This window comes from Pseudomonas sp. SWRI18 (assembly GCF_014268345.1).
GTDB classification, from domain to species: Bacteria; Pseudomonadota; Gammaproteobacteria; order Pseudomonadales; family Pseudomonadaceae; genus Aquipseudomonas; species Aquipseudomonas cedrina.
In genome coordinates this window covers 1-15,376 of sequence record NZ_JACCQQ010000045.1, presented here as the reverse complement: position 1 = coordinate 15,376, position 15,376 = coordinate 1, and the positions used below count along the sequence as shown (strand labels likewise).

The following is a 15,376-nucleotide window of genomic DNA, read 5'->3' as shown; positions in this document are numbered from 1 at the left end:
GCTTTAAGCACTCCGGGCATTCAGCTTGCCACTCACCGCTCTCACCCACAGTCTAATCCTTGCCCAAGACACAAGCGGGCTTGCTCGCGAATGCTGTGTGCCGGTCAATAAATACTTGGCTGACACACCGTATTCGCGAGCAAGCCCGCTCCCACATTTGTTCTATGTTGTCTTCAGGTCGGTGTTCCATTTCAGGGCGGTACGCAGAAAACGATCGCAGACAGCGCAAACCGAATGGCAGCCATCAATAAGAGGGGGGAATTACGAGGATTTTGGACATAAGAAGATGTAACTAACTCCCCACCCTAACAGCGTTTACGCTTGTCGTCAGGCTTAATTTGTAATGTAGGATTTATCTTCGCAAAGGGGTTGAATTGTTTCAGCAGGTGCTCAATTGTGTAGTTAAGAGGTCATGGTTTCACCACCCCGGTGTAGCAGTTGTGACCTCTCGCGAGCTAGCTGAAATAAGGGAAGAACTATGCAAATCCAAGTCAATAGCGATAACCATATTGAAAGCAGCATCCGACTGGAGGAGTGGGTACGTACTACCATTGAGAGCACGCTCGAACGTTACGAAGAAGACCTGACCCGAGTTGAGGTCTACCTGCGGGATGAGAACGGCGACAAGCCCGGTCCCCACGATTTAAGTTGCCGCCTGGAAGCGCGCCCAAAAGGCCATCAAGCACTGTCGGTCCTGCACAAGGCCGATACCCTGGAACAGGCGATCGACGGTGCGGCCACCAAGCTGGAGCACGCGTTGGAGCATCTATTTGGCAAACTGCAAGGCAAGCCCCGCGCTGCCGGGAAAAGCCAGCCAACCACCAAAGTCAACGAAGATGAGCTTGAGCAGGAGTTTCTGGAAAAAGAACGTGCCGTGTTCAACGGCTGACCGTTTTCTCACGCTTGACTAAAAAACGGGCCTGCATTTGCAGGCCCGTTTTCGTTTCAGGTGTTTTTAGAACGCGATGGAAGTCTGCACATAGACCGTGCGCGGCTCGCCCACGTATTTGCCCTTGTTGTTATCGTCGAACGAACGGGTGAAGTACTGGGTGTTGAAGATGTTTTTCACCCCGACCGCCACGTTCAAATCCGACAACTGCGGGCCGAAGTCATACGCCGCGCGGCTGCTGAACAGCATGTAGCCAGGGATGCGTCCGTTGGCACCGTCGGCAGTTTCCCTCTGGGTGTTGGCGTTGTCGGCGAACTGGCTGCTCTGGTAACTGCTGTCCAGGTTGAGCTTCCAGCGGCCTTCGGTATACCCCACGCCCAAAGTACCTTTGTGCTTGGACGAGAAGGGCACGCGGTTGCCTTTGTTCGGGCCGTCTTCGCGGATGGTGGCGTCGACATAGGCGTAAGTGGCGTACACATCAAAGCCGGCCAGTGCGGGGCTTAAGCCATCGAGTGCGTAGTTGACGCTGGTCTCGATCCCCTGGTGGCGCGTTTCGCCGCGGGCAATCACCGAATCGTTGGTCTGGTTGCTTTCGTACTGGTTGTCGAAGTTGATCAGGAATGCGCCGATTTCCGCGCGCAGGGTGCCGTCGTCGTAGCGGGTACCCAGTTCCCAGGTGCGGGCCTTTTCCGGTTTCACTTCGCCGCTGGTCACGCGGTTCGGCATCTGGCTGTACTGCACGCTGCCGAACGAGCCTTCGGTGTTGGCGTAGAGGTTCCAGCTGTCGGTGAGGTGGTAGAGCACGTTCAGCGCAGGCAACGCGGTGTTGTAGTCGCCCTTGTATTTGACGTTGGTCAGGTTGTTGGTCTGTTGCGACTCGATCATCTCGTAGCGAATGCCCGGCGTGATGGTCCACTTGCCGATATCTATCCGGTCGTCGATGAAGAATGCATTGGCTTCGGTGCCGCCACGGGTGTCGCGGTCGTTGCGGCTGTCGGTGCTGGGGATCTGCTGGTTGGCGGCAATCGGCGTGCGGTAGCGCAGCTCGTGGCCCGCCTCGTTGATGTAGCGGTAGCCGACGCCCACTTCGTGGCTGGTCGGGCCCAGGTCAAAGCCCTGGGCGAAGCGGGTCTCGATGCCACGCACCCAATATTCACGCGGGGACAGCGACAGGAACGTGCCCTGGTCCAGATACCCGCTGCGCAACGTCTTGGTGAAGAAGCTGTTGACGGTGAATTCGCGACGGTCCTGCTCATAGCGATAGCCGACGTTGAACATCGTGCGGCGGCCCCAGAATTTGTCGTAGGCGCGGGTGGACTGGTACGGGTCGGCCTTGTAGTCCGCAACATTCAAGCCGCCGGGCATATCGGCCTGGCCTTCGTAATACTGCGCCATGGCGTTGAAGCTGTTGGCGTCGTCGAGTTGGTATTTGCCCTTGAGGATCAGGTCGTCGATACGCGTGCCGCTGTTTTCGCGCCAGTCGCCGCCACGGGTGCCGGAGTACAACAGCGCACCGCCCAAGCCATTGTCGGCGGTGCCACCCGCGAGCAGGTTGCCGGTGGTCTTGAAGCCATCATGGCTGGAGGAAGGGCTGGTCTCGGTTTGCAGGCCGCCTTTGACGGTGGGCGCGTCCGGAATGGCGCGGGTCACGAAGTTGACCACGCCGCCGACGTTCTGCGGGCCGTAGCGCACGGCGCCGCCGCCACGTACGACGTCGACGGCGTCCATGTTGCCCATGCTGATGGGGGCGAATGAAAGCTGCGGCTGGCCATACGGTGCGAAAGGCACCGGGATGCCGTCCATCAGCACCGTGGAACGCGACGCCAGGCGCGGGTTGAGGCCGCGAATGCCGAAGTTCAGCGCCATGTCATGGCTGCCGGTGCCGTTGTTATCCGGGGCGTTGACGCCGGGGATGCGGTTGAGCACATCCTTGGCCTGGGTGGCGCCCTGGCGCTCGAATTCTTCGCGGCGGATCACATCGCGCGCACCGGGATGTTCGAACACATTGGTTTGCGCCGCGTCGCCGAGCCAATCGCCGACCACGCTGGAGGTGCCCAACTCGATACTGGCCGGTGCCGTGGCCGGTTGCAGGCTGTAGGCATTGTCACCCTCGGCGCGGGCCTGCAGGCCGGTGCCTTCCAGCAGTTTCTGCAGGCCATCCGCCGCGCTGTAATTGCCGGACAACCCACGGCTCTGCATGCCCGCCGTGATCTCGGAACCGAAGGAAATCAACACGCCGGCTTCACGCCCGAATTGATTCAGCGCGGCTTCAAGTGAGCTCGGGGCGATGTGATACGGTTTGGCGTCGGCCGCCATCACTGAGGGCAGCACGGTAAGACTGAGGCTGGCGCCGAGCAGGAGTTGGCGCACGGTGCGGGCGAGAAGCGTCGGTTGCTGGGGCATGAAGAGCGGTCCTGAGAAGGAAAGGTCAAGGTGGCTTGCCTTCTCTGTCACGCGAGGTGTGGAAAACGGCTCACAAATTTTGAAAATAATTCAGGCGCGTGCCTGGACCGTCACCCAGTAGCGGGTAAAACGTCGCACCTTGACCGGCAAGCTCACTTCCAGCAGCTCGAGAATGCGCTCGCTGTCGTCCAGCGGGTAGCTGCCGGATATCAGCAGGTCGGCCACTTGTGGATCACAATTGAGCTGGCCGCGGCGGTAGCGGCCGAGTTCGCCGAGGAAATCTTCCAGGCGCATGTGGGCGGCAACCAGCATGCCGTCGGCCCAGGCGCCGCTGTTGGTGTCTGTGGGACGCGGGGTGTCCCAGCCTTTGCGCGTGACGTTGACCTGGTGCGAGGCCAGGACTGTCAGCGGCAGGCCGCTGTAGGTGTTGGGCATCACGTCGACGCGCCCGCCTAACACCGCCAATTGCGTGTGATCGCTGAACTGCCGCACGTTCAAGCGCGCCGCCTGGCTGGTGAGCAGGCCCTGGCCGGTCAGCACCTGCAGCGGTGCGTTGCCGGCGGCGCCGGTCAACAGAATCTCACCTTCAAGCAGGCGGACCAGGCGCTGCTGGCCGTCGAAATGCACGTCCACCGCACTGCCGGTGTTGAGCTGCAACTGGCTGCCGTCGGCCAGCTGCACCTTGCGTCGCTGGCCGACCGGGCTGCGGTAATCGGCGCTCAGTGGTGGCAGTAGATGTTGCTGGCGCAGGCTCCAGGCGGCGGCCGAGCCGGCACCCAGGATCAACAGCAGTTTCAGGGCCTTGCGCCGGCTGGTGGACGTCGGCGCGTTCAGTGCCGCGTGCGCCAGCGGGGAGGGCATGCCGCGCAGGCGCTGGTTGACGCGCTGCATGTGGTCCCAGGCGCGCTGGTGGTCGCTGTGGGCGTTCAACCAATGCTGCCAGGCCGCCTGCTGGCGCGGGTTGAGGGCGCCTTGCTGCATTTCCATCAGCCAGTGCACGGCTTGTTCGGCGACTTGAGTAGAAAAATTCATAGGGCGAAATAGCAGCGCATGGCCGCTTTGTTCAGATGGCGTTTGACGGTGGCGATGGAAATGCCCAATTCAGCGCCAATCTGCGCGTAGGTCAGGCCATCGAGTTGAGCCAGCAGGAAGGCACGCTTGACCTGGACCGGCAAGCCGTCGAGCAGTTGATCCAGCTCGAGCAGGGTTTGCAGGATGATTGCGCGTTCTTCTTCCGACGGCGCCACGTGTTCGGGCATTTGCGCCAATGCATCGAGGTAGGCGCGCTCCAGGTCCTGGCGGCGATAAAAGTTGAACAGCACGCGCTTGGCGACGGTGGTGAGGAACGCGCGGGGCTCGATCAACGTCGGCGTTTCCCGAGCGGTGAGCACGCGGATGAAGGTGTCCTGCGCCAGGTCGGCGGCACTCTCCGGGCAGCCGAGCTTGCGTCGCAACCAGCCGGTGAGCCAGTGGTGGTGGTCGTTGTACAAAACTTCGACGGTGTTGGACGGGCTCAACTGGAACGCTCCGCTGGCATCGGCATGCTTTAGAGAACAAGAATTGTTCGCATTGTAGGGTGCGTGAAGAGCTTCGGCAATCCTGTCATGGGTATATCTACGCACGCTCTGCGGGTTTACGAATCTCCTTGTGGCGAGCGGGCTTGCCCCGCGTTGGGCTGCGAAGCGGCCCCAAAACCAGCCTCCACGGAGTGTCTGAAACACCGCATTCTGCTTTTACTGGGGCCGCTTCGCAGCCCAACGCGGGACAAGCCCGCTCGCCACAGGAGAATTCACTAGCCTTTGAAAGTGTGTAGGTACCTATGGCAATTGTGCATTGCATAACCTACTGCAGGTGATTCATCCGTTCTGTTTTGCTTATGAGAATATTTATCATTAATATTGTGGGCTGATGAACCTGGCGCCTCCTGCATGAAAAGCAAAACCTTGCCTGTCTCCTATCGCCTCGCCGTTACCTCGCGCGTGCTGGCTGCCGTCATCGGTGGTTATCTGATGGCTTCGCTGGCCAGCATCTGCCTGGCGCTGTGGATGCCCACTTCCCGCGCCGACGCCGTGATCACCGGCATGATGAGTTCATTCGTGTTCTATCTGTTGGCCGTGCTCTGGTGTTTCGCCTGCCGCAGCGCCGTGCGCGCCTGGTTCGGTGTGATGCTGCCGAGCGCGGCATTTGCCACGCTGGCGGGGCTGGGTTTTTGGATGGCGCGCACATGAAAGAGGGCTTTCGCCAGGCCATGGCCTGGTTGCATACCTGGGCCGGGTTGATCTTCGGCTGGCTGCTGTTCGCGATTTTCCTGACGGGCACCCTGGCGTATTTCAAGGATGAAATCAGCCACTGGATGCAGCCGGAAGTGCAGGCCCATCCCCTGGACGATGCGCGCAGCCTGACCGTCGCCCAAACCTATTTGCAGCAGGTGGCGCCCACGGCCGCGCGCTGGTTTATCACTCTGCCGGACAGCCGCAACCCCGGCCTGTCGGTGATGTGGCAAGACAAGGTCGACCCCGGCAAACGCGGCAATTTCGTCCGCAAAACCCTCGACCCGGTTACCGGCCAGGCTGTGGAGGCCCGTGAAAGCATGGGCGGCGAATTTTTCTACCGTTTCCACTTCCAGTTGCAAATGCCGCATCCCTGGGGCCGCTGGCTGTCGACCATCGCCGCGATGGTGATGTTTGTCGCGTTGATCAGCGGGATCATCACCCATAAGAAAATCTTCAAGGACTTCTTCACCTTCCGCCCCCGCAAAGGCCAGCGTTCATGGCTCGACGGGCATAACGCGGTGGGCGTGCTGGTGTTGCCGTTTCACTTGATGATCACCTACAGCAGCCTGGTGATTTTCATGAGCATGGTGATGCCAGCGCCGATCCTGGCCTCGTATGGCAACGACACCCGCGCCTTCTTCAGCGAGGTGTTCCCGGCCACCGACAATGCGCCGGCGCTCGGACAGCCTGGGCAGTTGAAGCCGCTGGTGCCAATGTATGAACAGGCGCGCGAGCACTGGGCGGGCGGACACGTTGGGCGGCTGGCGGTGAACAACCCAAGTGATGTGAACGCCTCGGTCAATGTGTTCCGCGCCGGTTCCGACAGCGTCGTGCACGACTTCGGCACTACGGTGTCCTTCAACGGCAACACGGGCGAGCTGCTGCGGGTCAGTGGCGAGCCGTCGCTGCCTGCGGTGATCGGCGGCAGTTTCTACGGGTTGCATATGGGCCATTTCGCCGGTCCGGTGTTGCGCTGGTTGTACTTTATCTGCGGCCTGGCGGGCACGGCGATGATCGGCACCGGGCTGGTGATCTGGCTCGGCAAACGCCAGCTCAAGCACGTCAAAGCCGCGTCGATGGCATTTGAGTTGCGGCTGGTGGAAGTACTGAATATCGCCAGCATGTCCGGGCTGATGATCGCCATTGCGGCGTTTTTCTGGGCCAACCGTTTATTGCCGGTGAGCTTCGCCGAGCGTTCTGGCTGGGAAGTGCAAAGCTTTTTTATGGCCTGGGGCCTGAGCTTGTTGCACGCCATGTTGCGTCGCGGCCGCCAGGGGTGGGTCGAGCAACTGAGCATCGGCGCGCTGCTGTTTATCGCCATCCCGCTGCTCAATGCGCTGACCACCTCGCATCACTTGGGCGTTTCACTGGCGACCGGCGACTGGGCCATGGCCGGCTTCGACCTGACCTGCCTGGCCAGCGGCGTGTTCCTCGCCTGGGCCGCCTGGAAGATGCAGCATCGCACCGCGCCGCACGCCAAGGCTGAGCGCGCGCGGCCGTTGGCGCTCAAGCAGGGGGTGAACTGAATGCTCCTCGCATTGCTGATGTGTTACGCCGGCTTCGTGGCACTGTGCCTGTCTACCGACCGTCACCATGGCGAACTGCTGCACAGCAAACCGTCGCCGCGTCGGCGCCTGGGCTTGCGTGTGCTGGGAGGGTTGCTGCTGACCGTGGCGATCTGGCCGGCAGTCACTGTCGCCGGTTGGGGCCAGGGCTTGGTGCAGTGGTGCGCCGTATTGATGCTCAGCGCATTGCTGCTGGTGCTGCTGCTGCCGTATCGGCCAAGGCTCGCATTGATCCTGGCGGGCGTCGGCCTGCTGGCCAGTCCCGTTGCGGCCTTCGCTACCCTCTGAGCCACCGATGATGATCAGCACCCCACCCGAATCCCAGGACAGCCAGCACGCTGAGCCGGCAGGTGGGCGTGCGCATTTCCTGCAGGTGTTCCTGTCCCAGCGTTCGCAGATGGAAGCCCTGGTGAATCGCCGCGTGGGCTGCCGCGCCACGGCGGCCGACCTGGTGCAGGACTTGTTCCTGCGCTTCTGGCGCCGACCGTTGGTGCAGGTCGAAGAACTCAGCACCTACCTGTTGCGTTGCGCTGGCAATATCGCCATCGACCACCTGCGCAGCGAAGGCGCACGTGTACGTAGCAGCGAAGGCTGGCTGCCCGAACAGCACGGCAATCAGGGCTGCGAACCCCAGGCGGCGCTGGAAGCCGGCAATGATCTGCGCCACGTCGAGGCCGCGTTGCGCAGCTTGCCGGAACGTACGCGGCAGATCTTCCTGCTCAACCGTATCCATGGCCGCAAGTACGCAGAGATCGCCAAGGCCATGGGCCTGTCCCAAAGCGCGGTGGAAAAACATATGATGCGCGCGCTCGAAGCCTGCAAAGCCAGCCTTCGCGAACCATCGACCCCACGCACGCCAGGGAATGCACCGTGAACGTCACCCCCACGCCTGACCAGGAACACGCCGCGCTGGCCTGGCTGAGCCGGCTGCACGACCAACCCAGCAGCGCCGACCAAGCCACCTTCAGCCACTGGCTGCGGGCGGACCCTGCGCATGTCGAGGCTTATTCGCGGGCGCAGGTGCTGTGGGAGCTGAGCGAAGTGCCAGCGCGAACACTGGCGGACGAGGAGGCGCTGGCGCTGCAGGGCTACCTCAAGGCGATGAACACATCGAAGCGCTCACGGACGCTGCGTTGGTCCGGCGCGCTGGCGATGGCGGCCTGCCTGATGCTGATGATCGCCACCGGCGCCGGCTGGCAGCCGTCACGTTGGGTCGATGACTTTGGCGCCGATTACGTGACGGCGCCGGGGGAGGTCAAGACCGTCACACTGGCCGACAACTCCCGGGTCACCCTCGATGCCGACAGCGCCATTGCCGTCAACTTCAGCCAGGGTGAGCGGCATATCCAGCTGCGCCGCGGCGCCGGATTCTTCAGCGTGGCCCACACCGGTGAGCCTTTCGTCGTGGAGGCCGGCAGCGGTGAAGCGCGGGTGCTGGGGACGCAATTCGAAGTGCGCCTGCAACCGGCGGGCGCGCAGGTAACGGTGCTCTCCGGGCGGGTTGGCGTGGCGCCATCCAGGCAGGGTCAACAGCAAATTCTTACGGCTGGCCAGCAAGTGGCCTATGCCGACGGTGTCGCCGACCCGCTGCACGCGGTGGACAGCGAAGCCCGCTTGGCCTGGCGCGACGGTTGGCTCAACTATTACAAGGCGCCTCTGGCCGACGTGCTCAAGGACCTCGAGCGTTACTACCCGGGTCGCATCCTGTTGCTCAACGGCGAGTTGGGCGCTCGGCGCGTCAGCGGCAGCTTCCCGAGCAAAGACCCGCAGGCGGTGCTCAATGCCTTGCAGGCTGTGCTGGGGTTCGAGCAGCACAGCTTACTGGGCCGGATGATTGTGCTGCGCTGATTACTCCAGCGCGGCCATGATCTTCTCGGGGCTGTAGTCGCGGATCAAAGTGCCGTTGACCGACACGAATGGAATCCCGCCACCGCCCAACGCCTCATACGCCTTGCGCGCCTGGGCATCCTTCTCGATATCGAACACTTGGTAGGGGAGGCCCTTCTGGTCCAGGAAGCGGCGGATATGCTTGCAGTAGCCGCACCACTCGGTGGCATACAGCGTCACCCGCGCTGAAGCGCGGATCTGCTGCGAAACCACCTGCGACGGGTTGAACACCCGCTCGATCTTGCCCCAGTTCTGGATCACCACCACGACCAGCAACACCAGCAGGACTTTCTTGAAAACCCCGCCAAGCATCAGTTACGGCGCTTGAGCTGGTCGGTCAGTTGGGTCGGCAGGCCTTTGATGATCAAGGTGCCGGCCGCTTCGTCGTACTCGATCTTGTCTCCCAGCAGGTGCGCTTCAAAGCTGATGGACAAGCCCTCGGCGCGGCCGGTGAAGCGGCGGAACTGGTTGAGCGTGCGTTTATCCGCCGGGATTTCCGGCGACAGGCCGTAATCCTTGTTGCGGATATGGTCGTAGAACGCCTTCGGCCGATCTTCATCGATCAAGCCCGACAGTTCTTCCAGGCCCATGGGCTCGCCGAGCTTGGCCTGGCTGCTGGCGTAGTCCACCAGGGTCTTGGTTTTCTCGCGGGCGGATTCATCCGGCAGGTCTTCGCTCTCGACGAAGTCACTGAAGGCCTTGAGCAGGGTGCGGGTCTCGCCCGGGCCGTCGACGCCTTCCTGGCAGCCGATGAAGTCGCGGAAGTATTCCGAGACTTTCTTGCCGTTCTTGCCTTTGATGAATGAGATGTACTGCTTGGACTGCTTGTTGTTCTGCCACTCGGAGACGTTGATGCGTGCCGCCAGGTGCAACTGGCCCAGGTCCAGGTGGCGCGACGAGGTCACGTCCAGCTCGTCGGTCACCGCCACGCCTTCGCTGTGGTGCAGCAGGGCAATGGCCAGGTAATCGGTCATGCCTTGCTGATAGTGGGCAAATAGCACGTGGCCGCCGACGGAGAGGTTGGATTCTTCCATCAGTTTCTGCAGGTGTTCCACTGCCGTGCGGCTGAAGGTGGTGAAATCCTGCCCGCCGTCGAAGTATTCCTTCAACCAGCCGCTGAACGGGTGCGCGCCGGACTCGGCATGGAAGAAACCCCAGGCCTTGCCTTGTTTGGCGTTATAGCTCTCGTTGAGGTCGGCAAGCATGTTCTCGATGGCGGCCGACTCGGCAAGCTCGGAGTCGCGGGCGTGGAGAACTGCAGGTGTGCCGTCGGGTTTTTTGTCGATCAGGTGGACGATGCAATGACGGATCGGCATAGGCTTCTCGGCTGGTTGAAGGGGAGTGGTGGGCCTCCCCAAAAAGTCGCCCAGTGTACCGCACCCATTGGCCAAGACACGCCTGGAAGGCGGTTTTGGCCGCCGTCCGACGGGCGATATGCCTTTTTTTCACGGTTTAGAGCGATAAAGCTGACCAAATGGGTAGGTAGAAGCGGATATTTCCCCGTCTCTGTGCTAGTTTTGCCCCGTCTTACGCCAAGTCTCGGCGATAAGCGTGCATTCAGCATCTGTCAGGTCGAACCAATCCCCGTTTCAAGCATCTATTACCCCGATCTCCGTGGTTATAGCCGGGGGTGCCAGGCCTTGACGGTCGGGCTCGATGGCTGACACTGCACTCTGCAATCCATATGAATTTGATAGGGAAGGAACACCACAATGGCTATTACTAAAGACCAACTGATCGCTGACCTGGCTGAAGCAGTAGACGCACCGAAAACCACCGTGCGCGCTCTGCTGGACCAACTGAGCCAAGTTGTTGCTGATCAGCTGGAAAACGGCGGCGAAATCACTTTGCCAGGCGTTGGCAAACTGAAAGTGACCGAGCGTCCTGCCCGTACTGGCCGTAACCCTTCGACTGGCGCTGCCATCGAAATCGCTGCCAAGAAAGTTATCAAGCTGGTTGTGGCCAAAGGCCTGACCGACGCTGTTAACAAGTAAGACGCAGCAAAAAAAACCGTGCTCCGGAGCGATCCGGGCACGGTTTTTTGTTGCCTGCGGTTCTGTGATAAAGGGTTAGTCGCGAACCCAGCGCTGACGCCAGATCTGCTGTTCGTTCTTGGTCTGGAAGGTCCAGGCGACAAAGCGGCTTTGCTTCTGGCCTTGGGACATCTCCACCACATGGCTTTCCAGCACACCGGCTTTTTTCAGGGCGGTCTCGATCACCGGCAAGTTCGATGCCTTTGACACCAGGGTGCTGAACCACAGCACCTTGTGGGCAAAGTGCGCGCTCTCGGCGATCAACTGCGTCACAAAGCGCGCTTCACCGCCTGGGCACCAGAGCTCGGCCGACTGGCCACCGAAGTTCAGTACTGGCAATTTGCGTTTCGGGTCAGCCTTGCCCAGGGCGCGCCATTTGCGCTCGCTGCCCTTGGTGGCTTCTTCCATGGACGCATGGAACGGCGGGTTGCACATGGTCAGGTCAAAGCGTTCACCCGGCTCCATCAGGCCCAACAGGATGTGCTTGGGATTGGCTTGCAGGCGCAATTGGATGACCTTGCTCAGGTCGTTGGACTGCACGATGGCCTTGGCGGCGGCCACGGCGGTGGGGTCGACCTCCGAGCCGAGGAAGTTCCAGCGGTACTCCATGTAGCCAATCAGCGGGTAGACGCAGTTGGCGCCCATGCCGATGTCCAGCACCTTGACGATCGACCCACGCGGGATCTTGCCTTCGTTGGTGCTGGCCAGCAGGTCGGCGAGGAAGTGCACGTAGTCGGCACGGCCTGGCACCGGCGGGCACAGGTAATCGGCCGGGATGTCCCAATGCTCGATGCCATAGAACGACTTGAGCAACGCCCGGTTGAACACCCGCACCGCATCGGGGCTGGCGAAGTCGATGCTTTCCTTGCCGTAGGGGTTGATGATCACGAATTGCGCCAGTTCCGGCGTGGTCTTGATCAGCGCCGGGAAGTCGTAACGGCCTGTGTGGCGGTTGCGCGGGTGCAGGGTGGCCTCTTTGCGCGGTGCGACGGGTTTGGCCGTGGCTGCGGTCTTAGGCTTCTTGCGCGGAGGTTTTGGCGTAGTGGGGGCGGTCATGTTGATTCTGGTGTGGGCTCAAAGTGGGGGGCATTGTCACACATTCTGAGCCCAACTCACTCAACTGTGGGAGCTGGCTTGCTCGCGAAAGCGTTGGGTCAGTCACTGACTCTGTATCTGATACACCGCTTTCGCGAGCAAGCCCGCTCCCACACTGACCGTGTTGCCAGCAGGAAATCGGGAATATCCAGCGAAAAAAAAGAGACCCGAAGGTCTCTTTTTCTACACGGCTTACACCTTACAGGCTGGAAATCCGCGCATGTTGCTCCGCCAGCTTGCCCAGGGCCTGTTCAGCCTCGGCCAGTTTGGCGCGTTCCTTGTCGATGACTTCAGCCGGAGCCTTGTCGACGAATGCCGCGTTGGACAGTTTGCCGCCCACCCGCTGCACTTCGCCTTGCAGGCGCGCAATTTCCTTGTCGAGACGGGCCAGTTCCGCGCCCTTGTCGATCAGGCCGGCCATCGGCACCAGCACTTCCATGTCGCCGACCAGTGCGGTGGCGGACAACGGAGCTTCGGCGCCAGCAGCCAATACGGTGATCGACTCCAGCTTCGCCAGCTTCTTGAGCAGCGCATCGTTTTCAGTGAGACGGCGCTGGTCTTCAGCACTGGCGTTCTTCACGAATACCGCCAACGGCTTGCCCGGCCCGATGTTCATCTCGGCGCGGATGTTGCGCGTGCCGAGCATCAGGGTCTTGAGCCATTCGATATCGCTTTCGGCGGCCTCATCGATGCGTGCTTCATTGGCCACCGGCCAAGGTTGCAGCATGATGGTCTTGCCTTCGATACCGGCCAGCGGCGCCAGGCGCTGCCAGATTTCTTCGGTGATGAACGGCATGAACGGGTGCGCCAGGCGCAGCGCCACTTCGAGCACGCGCACCAGGGTGCGACGGGTGCCGCGCTGGCGTTCGACCGGCGCGTTTTCGTCCCACAGCACCGGCTTGGACAGTTCCAGGTACCAGTCGCAATACTGGTTCCAGATGAACTCGTACAAAGCCTGTGCGGCCAGGTCGAAACGGAACTGGTCGAGCTGGCGGGTCACTTCGGCTTCGGTGCGCTGCAACTGCGAGATGATCCAGCGGTCGGCCAGGCTCAGTTCGAAGGCTTCGCCGTTCTGGCCGCAGTCCTCGCCCTTGTCCAGCACGTAGCGCGCGGCGTTCCAGATCTTGTTGCAGAAGTTGCGATAGCCTTCGACGCGGCCCATGTCGAACTTGATGTCGCGACCGGTGGACGCCAGCGAGCAGAAGGTGAAGCGCAGGGCGTCGGTGCCGTAGCTGGCGATACCGTCGGCGAACTCGTCGCGGGTCTGCTTCTCGATCTTTTTCGCCAGTTTCGGCTGCATCAGGCCCGAGGTACGCTTCTGTACCAAGGTTTCCAGGTCGATGCCGTCGATGATGTCCAGCGGGTCCAGGACGTTGCCCTTGGACTTGGACATCTTCTGGCCCTGGCCATCACGCACCAGGCCGTGCACGTACACGGTCTTGAACGGTACCTGTGGCGTGCCGTCTTCGTTCTTCACCAAATGCATGGTGAGCATGATCATCCGGGCAACCCAGAAGAAAATGATGTCGAAACCGGTGACCAGCACGTCGGTGGAGTGAAACTTCTTCAGGAATTCGGTCTGCTGCGGCCAGCCCAGGGTCGAGAAGGTCCACAGGCCCGAGCTGAACCAGGTGTCCAGCACGTCGTTGTCCTGTTGCAGTGCAACGTCCGCGCCCAGATTGTGCTTGGCGCGCACTTCGGCTTCGTCGCGGCCGACATACACCTTGCCCGACTCGTCATACCAGGCCGGGATGCGGTGGCCCCACCACAGCTGACGGCTGATGCACCAATCCTGGATGTCGCGCATCCACGAGAAGTACATGTTTTCGTACTGCTTGGGCACGAACGCGATGCGGCCATCTTCGACGGCGGCAATCGCCGGTTCAGCCAAAGGCTTGGTGGACACGTACCACTGGTCGGTCAACCACGGTTCGATTACGGTGCCGGAACGGTCGCCCTTCGGCACTTTCAGGCCGTGGTCATCAACGCTGACCAGCAAGCCGGCGGCGTCGAAGGCGGCAACGATTTGCTTGCGCGCTTCAAAACGGTCAAGGCCTGCGTATTCAGACGGGATCTTGCCGTCGACGCTGTCGTTCAGCGTACCGTCCAGATTGAACACCTGGCAGGCCGGCAATACGGCGGCGTTTTTGTCGAAGATGTTCAGCAAGGGCAGGTTATGACGCTTGCCGACTTCGTAGTCGTTGAAGTCGTGGGCCGGGGTGATTTTCACGCAGCCGGTGCCGAACGCAGGGTCGCAGTAGTCGTCCGCGATGATCGGGATGCGGCGGCCAACCAGCGGCAGCTCGACGAACTTGCCGATCAGCGCCTGGTAGCGCTCGTCGTTCGGGTTAACCGCGACGGCGGCGTCGCCGAGCATGGTTTCCGGACGGGTGGTGGCGACGATCAGGTAGTCATTGCCTTCAGCAGTTTTGACGCCGTCGGCCAGCGGGTACTTCAGGTTCCACAGAAAGCCTTTCTCGTCGTGGTTTTCCACCTCGAGGTCGGAAATCGCCGTGTGCAACTTCGTGTCCCAGTTGACCAGGCGCTTGCCGCGGTAGATCAGGCCGTCTTCATGCAGGCGCACGAAGGCTTCTTTCACGGCTTCCGACAGGCCGTCGTCCATGGTGAAGCGCTCGCGGCTCCAATCGACGGACGAGCCCAGGCGCCGAATCTGACGGCTGATATTGCCGCCGGACTGGTCTTTCCATTCCCAGATTTTTTCCAGGAATTTCTCGCGGCCCAGGTCATGACGGTTCTGGCCGGTGGCTTCGAGTTGGCGCTCCACCAGCATCTGCGTGGCGATACCGGCGTGGTCGGTGCCAGGCTGCCACAGGGTGTCTCGACCCTGCATGCGGCGGAAACGGATCAACGCATCCATGATCGCATTGTTGAAGCCATGGCCCATGTGCAGGCTGCCGGTGACGTTCGGCGGTGGGATCATGATGGTGTAGGGATCGCCCGCGCCTTGCGGGGCGAAATAATTCTCGGATTCCCAGGTGTTGTACCAGGAAGTTTCGATAGCGTGCGGCTGGTAGGTCTTATCCATGCGCGGCGGGACCCTAGTTGGCATTTATTCAGGAAAGCCGGCAAGTATAACGGGGGATGGGGCGCAGGGCGAGGCGAAGACAGGCTTGGAGTGTACGCTGAACAAATGTGGGAGCGGGCTTGCTCGCGAAGGCGGCGCATCAGCCAAACATGTGTCGACTGACACTACGCCTTCGCGAGCAAGCC

14 protein-coding genes are annotated in these 15,376 nt (G+C 61.3%); 7 read left to right on the top strand and 7 right to left on the bottom strand.

The genetic code is table 11. The annotated features are described in order from the left end of the window. The first annotated feature begins 478 nt into the window (after positions 1-478). The gene (locus H0Z09_RS26930) at positions 479-889 is read left to right on the top strand and encodes an HPF/RaiA family ribosome-associated protein (protein WP_076951308.1); all 411 of its coding nucleotides are present in this window, start codon (positions 479-481) and stop codon (positions 887-889) included. A gap of 66 nt (positions 890-955) precedes the next feature. On the opposite strand, the gene fecA is transcribed toward H0Z09_RS26930, so the two are convergent. The 3 genes from fecA to H0Z09_RS26915 all read right to left on the bottom strand — a co-directional run bounded on the left by fecA (position 956) and on the right by H0Z09_RS26915 (position 4,809). Continuing rightward, entirely contained in the window at positions 956-3,292 is a 2,337-nt protein-coding gene (gene fecA / locus H0Z09_RS26925; RefSeq protein WP_186694867.1) for a TonB-dependent Fe(3+) dicitrate receptor FecA, read from the bottom strand. Between the two features lie 90 nt (positions 3,293-3,382). Further along, on the bottom strand, positions 3,383-4,324 hold the full coding sequence (locus tag H0Z09_RS26920; RefSeq protein ID WP_186694865.1) for a FecR domain-containing protein: 942 nt from the start codon (positions 4,322-4,324) through the stop codon (positions 3,383-3,385). Next, the gene (locus H0Z09_RS26915) at positions 4,321-4,809 is read right to left on the bottom strand and encodes a sigma-70 family RNA polymerase sigma factor (protein WP_186694863.1); all 489 of its coding nucleotides are present in this window, start codon (positions 4,807-4,809) and stop codon (positions 4,321-4,323) included. The genes H0Z09_RS26920 and H0Z09_RS26915 overlap by 4 nt, the downstream gene beginning before the upstream one ends. 411 nt (positions 4,810-5,220) lie before the next feature. On the opposite strand from H0Z09_RS26915, the gene H0Z09_RS26910 reads away from it, so the two are divergent. Genes H0Z09_RS26910 through H0Z09_RS26890 form a run of 5 tightly spaced genes read left to right on the top strand, consistent with a single transcriptional unit; the run spans position 5,221 to position 8,978 of the window. Beyond that, positions 5,221-5,520 (top strand): DUF3649 domain-containing protein, encoded by a 300-nt coding sequence (locus tag H0Z09_RS26910; protein WP_076951312.1) that lies wholly within the window; start codon positions 5,221-5,223, stop codon positions 5,518-5,520. Further along, positions 5,517-7,091, top strand: a complete 1,575-nt coding sequence (locus tag H0Z09_RS26905) for a PepSY-associated TM helix domain-containing protein (protein WP_186694861.1) — start codon at positions 5,517-5,519, stop codon at positions 7,089-7,091. The genes H0Z09_RS26910 and H0Z09_RS26905 overlap by 4 nt, the downstream gene beginning before the upstream one ends. Next, positions 7,092-7,418 carry a DUF3325 domain-containing protein gene (locus H0Z09_RS26900; RefSeq protein WP_186694859.1) on the top strand — a complete coding sequence of 109 codons (327 nt, stop codon included), beginning with the start codon at positions 7,092-7,094 and terminating at the stop codon, positions 7,416-7,418. It begins immediately after the preceding gene. A 7-nt stretch (positions 7,419-7,425) separates the two neighbouring features. Continuing rightward, positions 7,426-8,004: an RNA polymerase sigma factor gene (locus H0Z09_RS26895; RefSeq protein ID WP_076951315.1), complete on the top strand. Its 579-nt coding sequence runs from the start codon at positions 7,426-7,428 to the stop codon at positions 8,002-8,004. Next, the gene (locus tag H0Z09_RS26890; protein ID WP_186694856.1) at positions 8,001-8,978 is read left to right on the top strand and encodes a FecR domain-containing protein; all 978 of its coding nucleotides are present in this window, start codon (positions 8,001-8,003) and stop codon (positions 8,976-8,978) included. The genes H0Z09_RS26895 and H0Z09_RS26890 overlap by 4 nt, the downstream gene beginning before the upstream one ends. Here the strand turns inward: H0Z09_RS26890 and H0Z09_RS26885 are convergent, their stop codons facing one another. After that, positions 8,979-9,329, bottom strand: a complete 351-nt coding sequence (locus tag H0Z09_RS26885; protein ID WP_186694854.1) for a glutaredoxin family protein — start codon at positions 9,327-9,329, stop codon at positions 8,979-8,981. Then, the gene (gene yejK / locus H0Z09_RS26880; protein WP_186694852.1) at positions 9,329-10,333 is read right to left on the bottom strand and encodes a nucleoid-associated protein YejK; all 1,005 of its coding nucleotides are present in this window, start codon (positions 10,331-10,333) and stop codon (positions 9,329-9,331) included. The genes H0Z09_RS26885 and yejK overlap by 1 nt, the downstream gene beginning before the upstream one ends. Positions 10,334-10,729: 396 nt before the next feature. On the opposite strand from yejK, the gene H0Z09_RS26875 reads away from it, so the two are divergent. Next, the gene (locus H0Z09_RS26875) at positions 10,730-11,011 is read left to right on the top strand and encodes an HU family DNA-binding protein (RefSeq protein ID WP_003188840.1); all 282 of its coding nucleotides are present in this window, start codon (positions 10,730-10,732) and stop codon (positions 11,009-11,011) included. 75 nt (positions 11,012-11,086) lie between these two features. Here the strand turns inward: H0Z09_RS26875 and rlmF are convergent, their stop codons facing one another. Beyond that, positions 11,087-12,106: a 23S rRNA (adenine(1618)-N(6))-methyltransferase RlmF gene (gene rlmF / locus H0Z09_RS26870; RefSeq protein WP_186694849.1), complete on the bottom strand. Its 1,020-nt coding sequence runs from the start codon at positions 12,104-12,106 to the stop codon at positions 11,087-11,089. 238 nt (positions 12,107-12,344) lie between these two features. Further along, positions 12,345-15,191, bottom strand: coding sequence for a valine--tRNA ligase (locus tag H0Z09_RS26865; protein WP_186694847.1), 2,847 nt, complete (start codon positions 15,189-15,191; stop codon positions 12,345-12,347). Positions 15,192-15,376 lie beyond the last annotated feature (185 nt).